Raw genomic sequence first — 16,694 nt, 5'->3', positions numbered from 1 at the left:
TCTGTGAACGCCGCAATATCGCGCGGCACGACAACCCGAGACAACCATGACCCACACTCTCCGCCTTCGTCCCCTGCAACTGGCGCTGCGCCTGGCGCTGTGCGCCGGCGGCGGCGCCGCCGCGCTCGCCGCGGCGCAGCCCGCCCAGGCCCAGGCTGCCGCTGCCGCGCAGCAAGACTTCAGCATTCCGGCCGGCCCGCTGGCCGGCGTGCTCAACCGCTTCGCCGCCCAGGCCGGGGTGACGCTGGCCTTCGATCCCCGGCTGGCCGAGGGGTTGTCCTCGCCCGGCCTCAACGGCCGTCACGGCGTGCAGTCCGGCTTCGACGCCATCCTGCGCGGCAGCGGCCTGACGGCGCAGGCGCAGGCCAACGGCGATTACCTGGTGCAGCGCGCCGCCGCGGCCGGCAAGCCGCGCGCCGCCGCGCCGGAAAGCGCCGCGCCGGTGCTCTCGGACATCGTCGTGGTAGGCGCGCGCACGCCGACCCAGGTCACCGAACTGCCGGCCACCACCTGGATCATCGACCAGGAACAGATCGCCACCCAGGCGCGGGCCGGCGTGCCGCTCAAGGAGTTGCTGGGCAACCTGGTGCCGGGCCTGGACGTCGGCCCGCAGGGCCGCACCAACTACGGCCAGAACCTGCGCGGACGCAGCGCGCTGGTGATGATCGACGGCATTTCGCTCAACGGCTCGCGCGCGCTGTCGCGCCAGTTCGACTCCATCGATCCGTTCAACATCGAGCGCATCGAAGTGCTCTCCGGCGCCAGCGCCCTGTACGGCGGCAACGCCACCGGCGGCATCATCAACATCGTCACCAAGCGCGCCCAGTCGGGCGAGCTGCGCTTCACCAGCGAGGCAGGTTTCCGTTCCGGCCTGCATGCCGGCGACGACCTCGACTGGCGCCTGGCGCAATCGGTCTCCGGCGGCAATGACCGCGTCTACGGGCGCCTGGGCGTGGTCTACGGCAAGAACGGCGGCGCCTACGACGGCCGCGGCCGCGCGGTCATCCCCGACATCACCCAGACCGACCTGCAGTTCAACGAATCGCTCGACCTGCTGGGCAACCTCGACATCGACTTCGGCGGCGGCCAGAGCCTCAAGCTGCTGGGCCAGCTGTACGACTCCGGCTACCAGCCGGGCAAGACGCTGTACATGGGCCCCAACCTGATCGGCGCCATGCGCCTGGGCGCGGCGCCCGTGGATCCGTCGCAGCTCGACGTGCGCGGCGGCTTCAGCTCGGACGTCAAGCCGCGCACCCAGCGCGAGATGCTCTCCGCCGACTACCACGCGCGCGACGTGCTGGGCGGCCAGGACTTCTACCTGCAAGGCTTCGCCCGCTCGGAGAAGCTGGACTTCTATCCCTTCCCCGGCACCGACACCTATACCGTCGGCGGCGTGCGCACCACCGTGCCCTACTACAGCACCTCGCGCCAGAACACCGACACCTACGGCGCCAAGGCCGTGCTGGCCAAGCAGTTCGATGCGGTCAAGCTGACCTACGGCGTGGACTACGACCACGAGAAGTTCACCGGCACCCAGGTCATGTTCAACACCGCGCAGGCGCTGTCTTCAGGCGGCCTGGTGTTCAACCGCGCGGCCGAGCTGGGCCGCTACCCGACCTTCCAGACCGACATCTACTCTTTCTACGGCCAGGCCGACTGGAAGCTGACCGATCGTCTCTCGCTGTCCGGCGGGGTGCGCCGCCAACATGCCAACATCGAGGTCGGCGACTTCGTGCAGGTGGCGCAGCAGCGGCTGGTGGCAGCCGGCGTGGGGCGCAGCGCGCAAGCCATCCCCGGCGGCAAGAACAGCTACGACGTGACGCTGTTCAACGGCGGCCTGCTCTACAAGCTGACGCCGCAACAGCAGGTGTGGACCAATTACTCGGAAGGCTTCGAGCTGGCCGACCCCGCCAAGTACTACGGCCAGGGCAGCTATTCGCTGGTAGGCGGCACCGGCGGCACCTGGAACCTGCTCAGCGGCACCAGCGTGGCCAACTCGCCCATGAGCGGCATCAAGACGCGCCAGGTGGAAGCCGGCTGGCGCCATCGCGGCGGCGGCCTGTCGACCCAGCTGGCGGCGTTCTATTCTTGGTCCGACAAGGCGATCCAGATCAACCGCACCACGCTCAACATCGACGTGATCGACCAGAAGGTGCGCAACATCGGCCTGGAAGGACAGCTCAACTACGCCTTCAGCGAGCGCTGGGACGCCGGCCTGAACTGGCTGGCCATCATCACCCAGCAGCAGAGCAATGGCGACTGGGCCAAGCGCGACGTGACCACCTCCAGCCCCTCGAAGATGACCGCCTACGGCGGCTGGAAAGACGGCAACCTGGCGCTGCGCCTGCAGGGCACGCAGGTGTTCGCCGTGTCGGACGCCGGCGGCAATCGCCTGTCCGGCTATGCGCTGTTCGACCTGCTGGGTGCTTACCAGCTGCCGCGCGGCACACTCAGCTTCGGCATCCAGAACCTGCTCGACCGCGACTACACCACCACCTGGGGCCAGCGCGCCAAGATCCTGTACGGCAGCCTGGTGGCGCAGCAGGCGCTGGACTACAAGGGCCGCGGCCGCACCTTCGGCGTGAGCTATTCGGTGGACTACTGAGCATCCCGTGCCCAGCGCGAGGCCGTCCGCATGGACGGCCTTTTTTTTCATGGCGCGCGCCGATTGCCGCGGTGGAAATAACCCTGCTGGCAATCGCGTCAAATAACAATGATTCTCATCTATAATCGAGCCCCTTCCCGCCGGATCGCGCTACTGTCTTCTCGGCGATATCCGTCCGGGACGCCCTGGGAGATTCCTATGACCGAGACCATGTTTTCCGCGCCCTCCGCGCCATGGCCGTGTGCCCCGGCCGGCGCCGAGCAGGCCGCGCTGGTGCGCCACCTGGCCGCCGCCCAGCGCCGCTGCAGCGACACCATCGCGCGCCAGGCCGAAGAGATCGCCATGCTGCGCGCGCAAGCGATGCGGATGCGCGCGGCCATCATCGCGCGCGACAGCGCCCTGGCCTGGGCCATCGAGGATCGGGCGGCGCTGGAAGCGGCGCAGCCCGACCTGGCCCCGCGCGCCACGCTGGCGCGCAAGGTCAGGGAACTCAGCGGCAAGCTGCAGGACCTGATGCGCGACACCTTGCGCCCGCCCGTAGGCGCGCCGGCGCGCGCTTCGCATGCGCCGCAACGCGGCCCCGCTGCCGATGCGCCTGCGCTGTCCGCGCTGGAAGCCAGCGTGGCCGGGGCCGATCTGGTCATCTGCCAGACCGGCTGCCTGTCCCACGGCGACTACTGGCGCGTGCAGGACCACTGCAAGCGCACCGGCAAGACCTGCGTGCTGGTCGCCCAGCCGGCCAGCTTCCGCGTCATGCGCATCCACCGCGACGCGCGCGCCCGCCTGGGCGTCGACGCCCGGGTCGAGGTCGATGCCCCCGAGACCGCCGGTTGAACATCCGTTTTCCTGACGTCCTTTGCGTTCTTTACATGCCGGCCTTGCGCCGGCATTTTTTTGCCCGCGCGCCAGCAATGGCGCGGCAATCAGCGCATACGGGGAAGGGCGAAAAACAACGGAAGCGGCGCAGCGGGCGGCGGCCAACTGTCAATAGTAATGACTATCATTTATACTTGGCCCTTGTTCCGCCCGCGCCCTTGCCCCGCAGCAAGCGTTTTTGCACCGGCCGCGCGGGCCCGGTTCCACCTTTGCAGGGATGCGTTTTTCCCATGTCCATCGAAGCTCTCTATTGCGACCATCATTCCTGGCTCAAGGGCTGGCTCGCGCGCCGTCTCGGCAACAGCGAGCAGGCGGCGGACCTGGCGCACGACACCTTCCTGCGGCTGCTCGGCAGCGAGCGCGTGCCCTCGCTGCTCAACGAGCCGCGCGCCTACCTGACCACGGTGGCGCAAAACCTGATGTCCAACCTGTGGCGCCGCGAGAAGCTGGAGAAGGCCTACCTGGAAGCGCTGGCCATGGCGCCGGAGGACCTGGCGCCCTCGCCGGAAGAACAGGCCATCCTGCTGGAAACCCTGCTCGAGCTCGACAACCTGCTGGACGGCCTGCCCGCCGCGGTGCGCCGCGCCTTCCTGCTCTCGCAGCTGGATGGCCAGACCCACGCCCAGGTGGCGGCGGAGCTGGGCATCTCGATCCCCACCGTCAAACGCTATCTGGCGAAGGCGCTGCAGCGCTGCTACTTCGCCGACATCTCTTTCCTCGGCTGAGCGCATGAGCCAGCCGCCATCCGCCGCATCCGCCGCCTCGTCCTGGTACCAGCACACTGCGGAAGCCTCCAGCGTACCGCCGCAGGTGGCCGAGCGCGCTCTCGAATGGCTGGTCGAACTGCAGGCGCAGCCGGTGCCGGCGGCAACCGTGGCCGCCTGGCAATGCTGGCGCGCCGCGCATGCCGACCATGAACGCGCCTGGCAGCGCATCGAGTCCGTGCGCGGGCGGCTGCAGCCGCTGGCCTCGCCGGTCAGCGCCGCCATCGCCCAGGCCGCGCTGGCGCCGCGCGGCTCGGCGCGCCGCCGCCAGATCGTCAAGACGCTGGCCGTGACCCTGTTCGCCGGCGGCGCCGCGTGGGGCGCCGCCGAACTCGCGCCCTGGCGCGAATGGAACGCCGACTACCGCACCGCCATCGGCGAGCGCCGCACGCTGACGCTGGCCGACGGCACCCAGTTGATGATGAACACCGCCAGCGCCGCCGACGTGGCCTACGGCGCCGGCGAGCGCCGCATCCGCCTCCTGGCCGGCGAGATCCTCGCCACCACCGCCAAGGACGGCGCGGCCCGTCCTTTCCTGGTCGAGACCGCGCACGGCGCCGCGCATGCGCTGGGCACCCGCTACACGGTGCGGCTGCTGGGCGAGCGCACCGAGGTCAGCGTGTACCAGGGCGCGGTGCGCCTGGCGCCGCGCCAAGGCCCCGCCCGGGTGCTGCAGGCCGGCGAACGCGGCAGCTTCTCCGCCACCGGCGCCGACGCGGCCAGCCCGGCCGATGCCGCCGCCATCGGCTGGACCGACGGCTTCATCATCGCGCGCGGCATGCGCCTGGACGACTTCCTGGCCGAGCTGGGCCGCTACAGCCGCGACGCCCTGTCCTGCGATCCGGCCGTGGCCGGGCTGCGGGTGTCGGGCTCGTTCCCGGTGGCCGACACCGGCCGGGTGATGGAAACCGTGGCCGGCACGCTGTCGCTGCAGGCCGAGGTCCGCGAACGTTTCTGGGGCGCCCGCCACGTGCGCCTGGCGCCGCGCGGCTAAGCGATCCGGCGCCGCTTGGCCGCCGCACTGCGGCGAATCCATTTCCCGCGCCGGAACAATAAAAAAATCTTCTCCCAAGCTGATCCGTTTTGAATTCTCGCGGGTCATGCAGATGGGGACTACGTTTCACATTGCTTATCTTGCAAGGAGAGTCGCATCGACATGGGGCAGGCCAGGGCTTCCAGGCGCCGCAGGCGCGCCGGTTCGGCGCTGCTTGCGTTCGCCTGTGCGGCGCGCATGGCGCTGAGCGCCGGCGCGCTGGCGGCGCTCCCGGTCGCAGCCGTCGCCGACAGCCAGCCGGCCGTGCGCGCCTACGAGATCCCGGCCGGATCGCTGGAAGATGTGCTGGCCCGTTTCGGCCATGAGGCGGGCATCCTGCTGTCCTTCCGTCCCGAGCTCACCGCCGGCCTGCGCAGCGAAGGGCTGCACGGCCAGTACGACGTGGACGACGGCCTGGCCGCGCTGCTGGCCGGCGCCGGCATCCTGGCCGCGCGCCAGGCCAACGGCAGCTACATGCTGATGCGCACGGCAACGGCAGCGGCCCATCCCGCCGCGCCGCTGCCGCCGGTCACCGTGGTCTCGCGCGCCGAGCAGGACAGCGCTCCCTACGCCGGCGGCCAGGTGGCCCGCGGCGGCACGCTCGGCGTGCTGGGCACCGACAGCGTGATGGACGTGCCCTTCTCCACCATGAACTACACCGCCCGGTTGCTGGCCGACCAGCAGGCGCGCACGCTGGCCGACGTCGTCATGAATGAAGCCTCGGTGCGCATGCTGACCTCCACCGGCGGCTTCGGCGAGACCTACCAGATCCGCGGCTACAACCTCAGCAGCGGCGACGTCGGCGTCAACGGCCTGTTCGGCCTGGCATCCGGCAGCCGCATGCCGGCCATGATCGCCGAGCGGGTGGAAGTGCTCAAGGGACCGGGCACGCTGATGAACGGCATCAGCCCCGGCGGCAGCATCGGCGGCAGCATCAACATCGTCACCAAGCGCGCCGGCGACGAGCCGCTGACGCGCCTGTCCACCACCTGGCAGAGCGGCAACCAGCCCGGCATGCAGGCCGACATCGGCCGCCGCTTCGGCCCGGACAATGCCTGGGGCGTGCGGATCAACGCCGCCTACCGCGACGGCGAGGGCAGCATCAAGGGCGGCCACCAGGACGTGGGCGCGGGCACGCTGGCGCTGGACTACCGCGCCGCGCGCCTGCGCTGGTCGCTGGACGCCTACACGCAACGCGAGAACAGCCGCAACTTCCGGCCCCAGGTCGGCTTCCTGACGGACGTGGCGTCAATCCCGCAGGCGCCGGCAGCCGACGTCAACTTCTTCCCCGACAATCGCCTGCGCCTCAACGACGACGCCGTCCTCACGCGCCTCGACTACGACATCTCCGACACGCTCTCGGCATACGCCGCGCTCGGCTACCGCCACGGCGCCACCTGGCAGAACCTGCCCACCGGCTCGGTCGACAGCAACGGCGCGGGCACCGCCCTGAACGGCTACTACGACACCTACAGCAAGACCGTCACCGCCGACGCCGGCCTGCGCATGCAACTCGACGCCGGCGGCGTGCAGCACACCATCGCGCTGGGCCTGACGCGGCTGCAGCAGGAGGCCGGCAACGCCTACATCGAGGCGCCGGCCACCAATGCCTACAGCATCTATGCGCAAAGCCCGCTGACGCCGATCACCGCCGAACGCACCGCGCCCAGGAAGTCCTACGACATGATCCTCGACAGCCTCACGCTGACCGATTCCATGTCGCTGCTGGAAGGCCGCCTGCGCCTGTTCGCCGGCGCGCGCCGGCAAGCGGTGCGCTACGACAGCTACGACACCATCGCCGGCGGCCTGCTCTCGGCCTATAACGCGGCCGCGGTCTCGCCGCTGTGGGGCGTGGTGGTCAAGCCGGACGAACGGCTCTCCCTGTACGCCAACTACACCGCCGGCCTCACGCGCGGCACCGTGGTGCCGACCGGCATGATCAACGTCGGCCAGATCCTGCCGCCTTACCGCTCGCGCCAGATCGAGGCAGGCGTGAAAGTCGACTGGGGAAGGCTCGCCACCAACGTCTCGGTGTTCGAGATCGCCAATCCCAGCGAGGTGATCACCAACCTGCCCACCACGCCGACCACCAGCCTGTTCAGCTACGACGGCGACCAGCGCAACCGCGGCCTGGAATTGTCGGCCTACGGCGAAGCCCTGCCGGGCCTGCGCCTGCTGGCCAGCGGCACCTTCTACGACGCCCGCCTCAAGCGCACCGCCGACGGCGCCAACGACGGCCGCAACGCGCCCGGCATCCCCAAGCGCACCTTCAACCTGGCCGCCGACTGGGACGCGCCCTGGCTGCGCGGCCTGGCCTTCAACGCGCGCATGGTGTACACCTCGCCGGTCTGGTTCAACGCCGCCAACACCCTGAGCCTGCCGGCCTGGACGCGCTGGGACATCGGCGCGCGCTACCAGGCCAGGCTAGCCGGCCGCGCCACGGTGCTGCGCCTGAACGTCGAGAACCTCTTCAACCGCAACTACTGGCTGCTGGACAATCCCTACGCCACCGTAGCGGCGCCGCGCACCGTGCTGCTGTCGGCGCAGGTGGATTTCTGAGCATCGCTGCGGCGCTGCTACAATCGAATTTCCTTGCATGGCCATCGCCGTGATGGCGTCCCGTTCCGACGAGCAGGATCGCCCGAACAAGGATCATCAAACAGGAGAATCCGCCAATGAGCCTGGAGGGGCAACTGCTCGACAAGAAGTCCCTGCGCGCCGTTTCAGGAAAGAGTGCGAACTGGGAAGAATTGGCAAAGGATTGCGTGGCGTTTTCCAATGCTTCCGGCGGCCACCTTTTTATCGGCGTGGAAGACGACCAGGAACTCCCACCGGCCGACCAGTGCATACCCGCCGATCTACCGGACAGGGTTCGCCGCCGGCTCGCCGAAATCACGGTAAACGTGGGCGCACTGCCCAACATCATCGTCGCGCCCAACGGCGGCGAATATCTCGATCTGATCATTGCGCGTTCCACCGGTGTGGCGTCGACGATCGACGGTCGCTACTTCCTGCGCGTGGGCGATCAGAGCAAGCCCGTGACGGGCGACGACGTCATGCGCCTGGTCACCGAGCGCAGTGCCTTGCCGTGGGAAACCCAAACCTCGCTGCACGTACCTCGCGAGGAGCTTGATGCGGAGAAGTTCCGACGACTGGCCGACGGCTTGCGTGCCTCGGACCGGGTGAAGGCTTCGGTCAAAGAGAAAGCCGACGCGGAGCTCCAGGACCACTACCTGCTTGCACAAGGAGGATTCCTGACCAACCTGGGCATCCTGTGTATCGGCAAACAGCAACACCGCGCGCAACTGTCCACTGCGCCCATCATCCAATTCATCAAATTCGACGAGCACAATGCCAAGGTCAACAAGCTGGTCTGGGACGATCATGCGTTGAGTCCGCTGGAACTGATCGAGGCAATCTGGCGTGAAGTGCCCGACTTCCGTGAAAGCTATGAACTGCCTGATGGTCTGTATCGCCAGAACGTGCCTGCATTCGACGAGGTGGTAGTACGCGAACTTCTGGTCAATGCGCTCGTGCATCGCCCCTATACGCAACGCGGAGACATCTTTCTGAACCTGCATCCGGACAGGCTTGAAGTCGTCAACCCCGGGCCGCTTCCGTTAGGCGTCACGCCGCAAAACGTGTTGCATATGACCGTACGGCGCAACGATCACCTTGCACGACTTTTCCATGATCTTAAATTGATGGAAAGAGAGGGCAGCGGCTTCGGCAAGATGTACGAAGTCCTGCTGTCGCAAGGACGCCCGGTCCCGGATCTGACGGAGACGCACGAACGCGTATGCGTCGCCGTGGGTAGGCGAATCATCCAACCCCAGGTCATCGATTTCATCGCCAAAGCCGATCAGGCCTATCAACTTACGCAACGTGAGCGGATCGTACTCGGCCTGCTGGCCCAGCATGAGGCTTTGAGCGGCCGCGAGATGTGCCGGGCACTGGAATTACCTACCATCGACGCGGTTCAACTCTGGATCAAACGGCCACTCGAGTGGCAACTGATCCGCAGCGCCGGACGGACGCAAGCCACACGCTACTTCGTTGATCCCGAGTTATTGCGTAATCTGGACTTCCCGTCGGGGACCACTCTCAAACGCATAGAACCCCACAGGCTATTGGCATTGATTGTGGAAGATGTCGCACGATATCCAAATACCAAGATCGGCGACATTCACCAACGAATCGGTGCGGAAATCCCTCGCTCGCGCGTGCGCAGAGCGCTGGATCAATTGGTCGAAAACGGCAACCTGGCGCGAGAAGGCATACGAAATGGAACCCGGTATCGCGTCACCTGATTTGGCGCAAAACGGCGCCTATCTCGCATTGTCGAGCCAAATCCACACCCCAAAAAAATGAAAATCCTCTCTAAACGTCTGTTTTAAAAGAACTTTTCATTTGGCTCAGCAAGACCGGCCTGAACCAAAGGCTTATCTCGGCGAAGGCAGGATCTGATCACGGCACGCTCACCCCGGCTCCCACCGCTATTGCGCGGCGGGCTGCTGCAAATACCCAAACTGAGCCGTTTCACGCACTCAGGGGTCAAGGAGATGAGAAGCTGTTTTTTCTCCGCGCCGACGCAGTGGATGCGCCGGCGTGGCGGCCACGGTCTGGCCGCGCACGAGCGAGGTTTGCTTCAATGCCGTCCGGCGCCAGCCGGGCGGCATTTTTTTATTGCGCTTCCGCCGCCAGCGCGGCCTGTACCGATGGGCGCTGCGCCACCGCATCCGTATGCCGCGCCACGGCCGGCCATTGCCGCAGCCCGATATCGAAGAAGCGCAGCCAGCCCAGCACCGTGAACAGGTAGGCATCGGCCACGCCGAAGGCCTCGCCCAGCAGCCAGGGCTGCGCCTGCAATACCTGCTCCACATAGGCGATGCGCTTGAACAGGCGCTCGCGGAACACCGCCTTCACGCTCTCATCGAAGGCCGCGTTGAACAGCTGGGCGATGCCGCCATGCAGCTCGCTGGTGATGAAGCTCAGCATCTCCTGCAGGCGCAGCCGCTCCCAGCTGCCGGCCGGTGGCGCCAGCCCTGCTTCGGGCCGCAGATCGGCCAGGCATTGCAGGATCGCCGGCCCCTCGGTCAGCACGCGGCCGTCGGCCAGCTGCAGCGCGGCGACATAGCCCTTGGGATTGATCGCGAGGAAATCCGCGCCGTGCTCGGTGCGCTTGCTCTTGTTGTCGACCTTCACCAGCGTGAAGGGCAGGCCGAGCTCGCGCAGCACGATGTGCGGCGACAGCGAACAGGTATGCGGGGCGTAGTACAGCGTGAGGGAAGAAGTCATGCGGCGCTCTCGTCGGGGGAAAAGCCGGTATTCTGTCGACCGCCAGGCAAGCGCGCAAGAACGCAGAATTTTGTGCCCGAGGCACAAATTTGTTACCGGAGAGCGAAGTGAAAGACAACGTGTCGGGTTGCCCCGTGGAAGAAGCCATGCGCCTGCTGGGCGGGCGCTGGCGCCTCTTGCTGGTGTGGTTCCTGCTGGACGGGCCCAAGCGCTTCAACGAACTGCGCCGCCATCTGCCCACCATCTCGCAGCGCATGCTGACGCTGGACCTGCGCGCGCTCGAACAAAGCGGAATGATCAGCCGCACGGTCTACCCCGAAGTGCCGCCGCGCGTGGAATACGCGCTGACCGAAGACGGCCGCCGCCTGCGGCCGCTGGTCGATGCCTTCCAGGATTTCGGGATGTGGCTCAAGCAGCGCGCTACCGCCCAGGACGCCTGAGCCGTCAATCCTTGCGCCGCGCCAGCGCCTCCACCAGGCCATCCGGCAAATAGTGCGGCCCGTCGAAGATGGAGACGCGGTAGCCGCGATAGGTATTCACCTGCGGCCGGATCTCGTCGGCGGTGGCGCTGCGAAAGCCGCCGCCGGGCATGGGCCGGAAGGCCTCGGCGATGATGCGCACGCGCGCGCGGCCCAGGCGCTGGGAGAGCACGTCGGCGTAATGCAGGGCGATGCGCGGCTCGCGCGCGTAGACGCCGACGCCGTCCTGGAAGAACACGCCCACATCCGGCGGCAACCACTTCGCCAGGCCGTCGGCCAGCGCGTCGGGACCGAGGTTGGCGCTGTCGTAGACGGTGATCCAGAGCGGCCGCGGCAGCCTGGCCAGCAACGCGCCCAGGCGCGGCGCGTCGGCCCAGGTGGGGTCGATCTCCACCGGGAAATACCAGCCCGTCACATGCAGCGGCGTAGGCAGCCTGGCCAGCTCGGCCGACTCTTCCACCAGTTGTTCGATGCCGGCGCGGGCGGCCTTTTCGTCGAAGCGGCCGGCCAGCCCGAGGATCACCTCGCGCGCCCACGGCTCGCGCGCGATGCGCTCCCAGTCGGGCATGCGCGGCGCGGGCGGCATCTTGCTGCCTGGGACGAAGGCGACGCCGTCCACCGCGCTCCACTGCACCAGCAATTCACGCGCGCCCAGCTGCTGCCATTTGCCCTGCGGCTGCGCGGTGGCATTGTCGGGCTGCCATACCACGCCATCCACCCGCACCGGCGCCCGATCGGCGTCGCCGAAGGGATGGCAGCCGGCGCAGGCGGCCAGCAGCGAGGCCGTGATCACGGCCAGCGCGGCGCTGCGCAGACGTTGAAAGATGACATCCAAACCCGGCCTCCGGAAGGAACCTGCGGGATCAATAGGACAGCGTCGTGGTGAAGAAGAATCCCTTGGCGCGGTCGTCGCCGCCGATCTTCACGCGGTACTGCAGCGACACGTCGAGATAGGAGCGCGGCGCGTGGGTGCGGTCGGCCCGGAACCAGTAGCGCAGGTTCACGCCGGGCCCGGCGCCGAACGCGGTCTTGTTGCCGTTGAGCGAGTTGTAGTCGCCGTTGACGGTGAGGTGCGGGAACAGCACCAGGTTCGGGCTGAGCTCATCGAGGCGGAAGCTGCGGCCGGCCTGCGCCGACGCCAGGCCGTAGGTCTGCGGATTCCTGAAATAGCGCCCGGCTTCGGCGTACCACTGCGCAGTCCACCACGCCGGCCGGTCGACCCGCAGGTCGGTGCCGATGCCGTCGGAGTACGCCAGCTGCGCCAGCCAGTCGGCCGAGGATTGCGAACCCAGCGGCACCAGCCGCCCCAGCGAGACCACGATGTTCTGGCTGGCGAAGGGCTTCCAGCGCGCGCCCACGGTGGCCTGCGCGGTGGGCGCGCCGGTGGGGCCGCCGGACTTGTCGTCCAGCGTCTGGAACACGCGGCCGAAGACTTCCACGGTGCGGCCGTCCATGTAGCCGAACGGGCGCCAGTACGCCTCGGCGCCGGCCTGCCAGGTGCTGTCGCGGCTGGAGGCGCCGGGGCGGCCGCCGTTGCCGGCGCTGGGGCCGCCGCCGCTGCGCGAGAGCGAAGCGGTGAGGCCGAACTCGCGGTCGATGGTGGAAATCGCGCGGCGGGTGTCGAAACGCTGCTGCGCGCCCTTGTCGATGCGGCCCTCGTCGGCGGCGTCGACGCTGCGGGCGAACCAGTCGAGCGCGCCGCGATCGTCGCGGTTGTGGAGCGCCGTGTAGCCGGCGTCTTCCAGCGCGCTGTCGGGCAGCTGGCCGGCGGCATCGGCGCGGATGAAGGATTGTTGCGCCACGCCGTTCTCGCCGGCGCGCGCGGCGAGATAGGCCATCTGCAGGTCGTCCAGCTCGTCGAGCGCGCCGGCGTCGCGCCCGGCGATGAATTTCTCGCGCGCCTCGCCCTGGCGACCGGTGCGCGCCAGCAGGTCGATCTCGGTCTCCAGCGGCAGGCCGCCTTGCACCAGCGCGTCGGCGTAATCCTGGCGCGCGCCGGCGACCTTGCCCAGGCGCTCGCGCAGGGCGCCGCGCCGGGCCAGCAGGCTGCCGTCCTGCGATGCGCCTTGCCGCAGGGCGTCGGTCGCGGCCTGCTCGGCCTCTTGCAGGCGCTGCGCGGATTCCAGCGCGCCCAGTTGCAGCAGGCGATAGTCCATGTTGACCGGCGAGAGCGCGACGGCCTGGCCGGCGTTGTCGGCGGCAACGGCATAGTCCTTGCGCTCCATGGCCTGGTAGGCCAGCAAGGCGCGGTCGTAGCCGGCGTCGCGCGGCAGCGAACCGGGCACGACGCGGCAAGCGTTGGCGCTGTCGCCGCCGGACGGGTTGCAGTCCAGCGCAGGGATCGGGAAGTCGCGCGCCGACAATGGCGCGGCGTCGGCCGCCGCCAAGGCGGCGCGACGATAGCGCGCCAGGTCTTGCTGCGCCTGCCGGCGCGTCTGCCGCAGCTGCGCCGCGCGCGCCGGTTCGGCGCCGACGAATTCGTCGCTATCGGCCAACGCATCGAGCGCGGCTTGCGGATGGCGCAGGGCAAGTTCGGCGTCGGCCTGCAGGAGGCGTACGTTCAATTGTTCATCGGGGCGCGCCAGCTCGCGCGCGCGCAGGAAGTCTTGCCGCGCCGCCTCGGCGTGGCCCAGGCGCAGGCGCGCATAGGCGCGCAGCAGCAGCGGGCCGGCTTGCCATTCGTCGCGCGCGCGGGCTTCGTCGGCGGCGGCCTCGGCCTCCTGCAGGCGCTCGTTGCGCAGCAGGGCGATGGCCAGCATCAGGCGGTACGGCATCTCTTGCGGCGCATAGTCCACCGCGCGCCGCGCGGCGGCAAGTTCTGCAACGGGGTCGCCGTCCCGCTGCGCGCGGAACACGGCGGCGGCCTGCATGGCCGCCATCTCGCGGCGCAACTCGACCTGGCGACGGCGCAGCGGCCCGGCGTCGCCGGAGCGGGTGGCATCGACGCCTTGCGCCAGCGCCGCCTCGGCATCGCCATAGGCATGCGTTTCGATCAGCGCATTGCCCAGCAGCAGCCAGTAGGCGTTGTTGCGCGGCGACTTCTCCACGGCGCGGCGCGCCAGCGCGATGGCCTGCTCGTAACGCTTGGCGTCATAGGCGCGATAGGCGGCGCCGGCATCGTTGTAACCGGCGTCGCGCACGGCGCTGCGCAGGGCGGCGCCGTTGCGTTCCAGCTCGCGCGTCTCGCGCAGCTGGCGGCGCAGCGCCATCGCATCCGGACGCAAGCGGATCGCCTCATGCAGCTGGGCCTGCGCGCGGCGGTAGTCGCCGCGCGAGGCGGCGCGGTAGGCCTCCTGCGCCAGCTGGTAGGCGGGCCCGGACAAGGGCAGCGGGATCACCTGCGTCTGCGCCTGCGCGGCGCAGGCCGAGGCCAGCAGCAGGGCCAGCAGCGAGGTCGAAGAGAAGGGCGGTCGTGTTGTTCTCATGTTGTCATGTTCTTGTTCTCATGGTTTCCCGACGCGGGCCTCATGCGGATGCCCCGCCCTGGGCCAGCAGCTCGCGCTGGCGGCCAACGGCTTGCTCGATAGCGGCGCGCGAGATCACCGACTCGTTGACCAGGTAGTCGCCGATGCGGCCGTGGCGCTCGGGTCGGTAGCGGCGCATGGCGGCGTCGAAGGTCTCGCGCGAGAGCAGGCCGCTGGCGATCAGGAGATCGCCCAGCAGCGGCACGCGGGCTTCGGTCTGGTCGCGGTCGAAGGCGTTGCGCTGGCCGCGCAGGAGGCGCAGGCCGGCAGCGATCTCGGACTCGCGCGCCACCATGGCGAAGGGCGCGCGGCCCAGGGCGATCTCCAGTTCGGCGCGGCCTTCATCGCTCAGCGCGCTGGCCACCGCCACGCGCGCCAGGCCGGCGTCGGGACGGCCGTCCGCGCCCCGGCCGATGTAGAGCGCGCGCAAGCGGGCGCTCACTTCATGCGGCAGCTCGCCGGCGTGCTGCTCCACCATCTCGCGCGTGAGGTTCACGCGCGGCAGGCGCTCCTGGTAGGCCAGCGCCTCGGCCAGGGTTTCCTCGTCCAGCCAGCCGTTGCTGACCATCACCGTGCCCAGCGGCAGGTGGGTGCGGCGCTGCTCCTCCAGCGCGCGGCTGAGCGTGGCTTCGTCCACCGCCTGCCAGGTCTTGAGCAGGTCGCCCAGGCGCAGGCGCGGGCGGGCGGCGATGCCCTCGGTGGGGAAGTCGTGCATGGTCTTGTCCCAGGCCAGCGCGCGGCCGGCGAACAGGTACAACAGGAACAGGCGCCAGGCGCGCGCCACCGCCATGAAGTTGACGAAGTTCGACACCACCATGCGCGGCAGCGCCATCAGGCCGTGGCGCCAGCCGTAGAGCTCGGCGGTGAAATAGAAGCGGTGCGCGGCGCGGTTGAGCATGGCCAGCGCGTTCAAGAGCAGCACGGTGCGCCACCAGCCGTCGCCGGCCAGCAGCGGCGGGTAGAACACATCCCACAGGTTGAAGGTGGTGGCCGCCGAGAACAGGATGAACTGCAGCGCCAGCACGTAGCCCAGCATGCTGATGAAGGCGGTGATGACGCCCTTGCGGTCGTGCAGCAGCAGGTAGCGCGCCGCCAGCGATCCCTTCCAGCCCATCTGCTCCCAGCTTTGCAGGCCGATGCCGATGACCCAGCGCGCCTTCTGGCGATAGGCCTGGCGGAAGGTGTCGGGGAAATATTCGCGCACCGCCAGCGGCATCTCCAGCGTGCTCTCGGCGACGCGCTCGGGGTCGCCGAAGAACCACGGCTTGCGGCGCACCGTGAACTTCACCGGGAAGCGCGCGAAGATGGTCTGCATGCCCATCTGCGAAAGCTTGGTGCCGACCTCGTAGTCCTCGGTCAGGCTGGCGACGTTGAAGGGTTCGCCGCCGGACTCGCTCATCAGCCCCTTCAGCGCCTTGCGCGAGAAGCAGGTGCCCACGCCGGCCGAGGGCACCATGCCGGCCACGCTCTCGCGCACCATCATGTCCTTGGCGTGGCTCTCGGCGAACTCGTCCATGTAGGTGCCGGCCACCAGCTCGAACCACTCGCGCTCCAGCGAGGCCACCGGCAGCTGGATCATGTCCTTGCGCGGCAGCAGGTAGTTGAAGAACTTCAGCTCCAGCGGATGCAGCACGTCTTCGCTGTCGTGCAGGACCACGCCGGCGAACTTCATCCCCAGCTCCCGCTCGGCGGCGAAGATGGCCTTGACCACCCAGTTCAGGCAATCGGCCTTGCAGGTCGGCCCCGCATGCGGCACCTCGACCCGGTGCAGCTGCTTGTAACGCACCCGCATGCGCTCGACCTCGTCGATGGTGGCGCGGTCGTTCGCATAGGTGCCGACGAAGACGTGGTAGCGATGGTAGTCGAGCACGGCCACCATGTCCTCGATCATCTGGGCGATGACGTCGGCCTCCAGCCAGGCCGGCACCATGATGGCGATGGGCTGCTCCTCGCGCTCGCGCAGCTGCTCCACCGTCAGCGGCGTGCGCGAACGCTCGATGGTGAACTTGCGCCAGAGGCGGCGCGCCCAGTACCAGAGGTCGAAGAACAAATCATCGAGCGCGGAGACCAGGATCAGGACGGCCACCACGGCCGCCGCGATTTCCAGCGCCGCATAGTAATTGGCGAACAGGAAATTGAGCTGGGCCGTGGCGTTGGCGGTGGCGAACATGACGC

General features: G+C 68.6%; 11 protein-coding genes. 7 read left to right on the top strand and 4 right to left on the bottom strand.

All coding sequences use genetic code 11. The annotated features are described in order from the left end of the window. The first annotated feature begins 46 nt into the window (after nt 1-46). The 6 genes from Herbaro_RS00245 to Herbaro_RS00220 all read left to right on the top strand — a co-directional run bounded on the left by Herbaro_RS00245 (nt 47) and on the right by Herbaro_RS00220 (nt 9,588). Nucleotides 47-2,605, top strand: a complete 2,559-nt coding sequence (locus Herbaro_RS00245) for a TonB-dependent receptor (RefSeq protein ID WP_275011864.1) — start codon at nt 47-49, stop codon at nt 2,603-2,605. A 198-nt stretch (nt 2,606-2,803) separates the two neighbouring features. Further along, the gene (locus Herbaro_RS00240) at nt 2,804-3,439 is read left to right on the top strand and encodes a DUF2325 domain-containing protein (protein WP_275011863.1); all 636 of its coding nucleotides are present in this window, start codon (nt 2,804-2,806) and stop codon (nt 3,437-3,439) included. Nucleotides 3,440-3,711: 272 nt separating this feature from the next. Continuing rightward, nucleotides 3,712-4,206: a sigma-70 family RNA polymerase sigma factor gene (locus Herbaro_RS00235; protein WP_275011862.1), complete on the top strand. Its 495-nt coding sequence runs from the start codon at nt 3,712-3,714 to the stop codon at nt 4,204-4,206. Between the two features lie 4 nt (nt 4,207-4,210). Next, nucleotides 4,211-5,239: a FecR domain-containing protein gene (locus Herbaro_RS00230; RefSeq protein ID WP_275011861.1), complete on the top strand. Its 1,029-nt coding sequence runs from the start codon at nt 4,211-4,213 to the stop codon at nt 5,237-5,239. Between the two features lie 162 nt (nt 5,240-5,401). Beyond that, the gene (locus tag Herbaro_RS00225; protein WP_275011860.1) at nt 5,402-7,837 is read left to right on the top strand and encodes a TonB-dependent receptor; all 2,436 of its coding nucleotides are present in this window, start codon (nt 5,402-5,404) and stop codon (nt 7,835-7,837) included. A gap of 116 nt (nt 7,838-7,953) precedes the next feature. Beyond that, entirely contained in the window at nt 7,954-9,588 is a 1,635-nt protein-coding gene (locus tag Herbaro_RS00220; protein ID WP_275011859.1) for an ATP-binding protein, read from the top strand. A 373-nt stretch (nt 9,589-9,961) separates the two neighbouring features. On the opposite strand, the gene gstA is transcribed toward Herbaro_RS00220, so the two are convergent. Further along, entirely contained in the window at nt 9,962-10,576 is a 615-nt protein-coding gene (gstA, locus tag Herbaro_RS00215) for a glutathione transferase GstA (RefSeq protein WP_275011858.1), read from the bottom strand. A 107-nt stretch (nt 10,577-10,683) separates the two neighbouring features. On the opposite strand from gstA, the gene Herbaro_RS00210 reads away from it, so the two are divergent. Then, complete coding sequence (locus Herbaro_RS00210; RefSeq protein ID WP_275011857.1) at nt 10,684-11,016, top strand: winged helix-turn-helix transcriptional regulator; 333 nt, start codon at nt 10,684-10,686, stop codon at nt 11,014-11,016. A 4-nt stretch (nt 11,017-11,020) separates the two neighbouring features. Here Herbaro_RS00210 and Herbaro_RS00205 read toward each other — a convergent pair whose 3' ends face one another. The 3 genes from Herbaro_RS00205 to Herbaro_RS00195 are packed head-to-tail and all read right to left on the bottom strand — an operon-like array spanning nt 11,021 to nt 16,689. Then, entirely contained in the window at nt 11,021-11,890 is an 870-nt protein-coding gene (locus tag Herbaro_RS00205; RefSeq protein WP_446719292.1) for an alpha-amylase family protein, read from the bottom strand. A 28-nt stretch (nt 11,891-11,918) separates the two neighbouring features. Beyond that, a complete protein-coding gene (locus Herbaro_RS00200; protein ID WP_275011856.1) occupies nt 11,919-14,480 on the bottom strand; it encodes an NfrA family protein in 2,562 nt (853 codons plus the stop codon). A 40-nt stretch (nt 14,481-14,520) separates the two neighbouring features. After that, nucleotides 14,521-16,689, bottom strand: coding sequence for a glycosyl transferase family protein (locus tag Herbaro_RS00195; protein ID WP_275011855.1), 2,169 nt, complete (start codon nt 16,687-16,689; stop codon nt 14,521-14,523). Nucleotides 16,690-16,694: the final 5 nt, after the last annotated feature.

The sequence above is a fragment of the Herbaspirillum sp. WKF16 genome (assembly GCF_028993615.1).
In the GTDB taxonomy this organism is placed as follows: domain Bacteria; phylum Pseudomonadota; class Gammaproteobacteria; order Burkholderiales; family Burkholderiaceae_D; genus Herbaspirillum.
This window is presented reverse-complemented; position numbering and strand designations above follow the sequence as displayed.

Coding starts and splice junctions, on each gene's coding strand:
- Herbaro_RS00245 (WP_275011864.1), top strand. CDS start 47: ATGACCCACACTCTCCGCCTTCGTCCCCTGCAACTGGCGCTGCGCCTG.
- Herbaro_RS00240 (WP_275011863.1), top strand. CDS start 2,804: ATGACCGAGACCATGTTTTCCGCGCCCTCCGCGCCATGGCCGTGTGCC.
- Herbaro_RS00235 (WP_275011862.1), top strand. CDS start 3,712: ATGTCCATCGAAGCTCTCTATTGCGACCATCATTCCTGGCTCAAGGGC.
- Herbaro_RS00230 (WP_275011861.1), top strand. CDS start 4,211: ATGAGCCAGCCGCCATCCGCCGCATCCGCCGCCTCGTCCTGGTACCAG.
- Herbaro_RS00225 (WP_275011860.1), top strand. CDS start 5,402: ATGGGGCAGGCCAGGGCTTCCAGGCGCCGCAGGCGCGCCGGTTCGGCG.
- Herbaro_RS00220 (WP_275011859.1), top strand. CDS start 7,954: ATGAGCCTGGAGGGGCAACTGCTCGACAAGAAGTCCCTGCGCGCCGTT.
- gstA (WP_275011858.1), bottom strand. CDS start 10,576: ATGACTTCTTCCCTCACGCTGTACTACGCCCCGCATACCTGTTCGCTG.
- Herbaro_RS00200 (WP_275011856.1), bottom strand. CDS start 14,480: ATGAGAACAACACGACCGCCCTTCTCTTCGACCTCGCTGCTGGCCCTG.
- Herbaro_RS00195 (WP_275011855.1), bottom strand. CDS start 16,689: ATGTTCGCCACCGCCAACGCCACGGCCCAGCTCAATTTCCTGTTCGCC.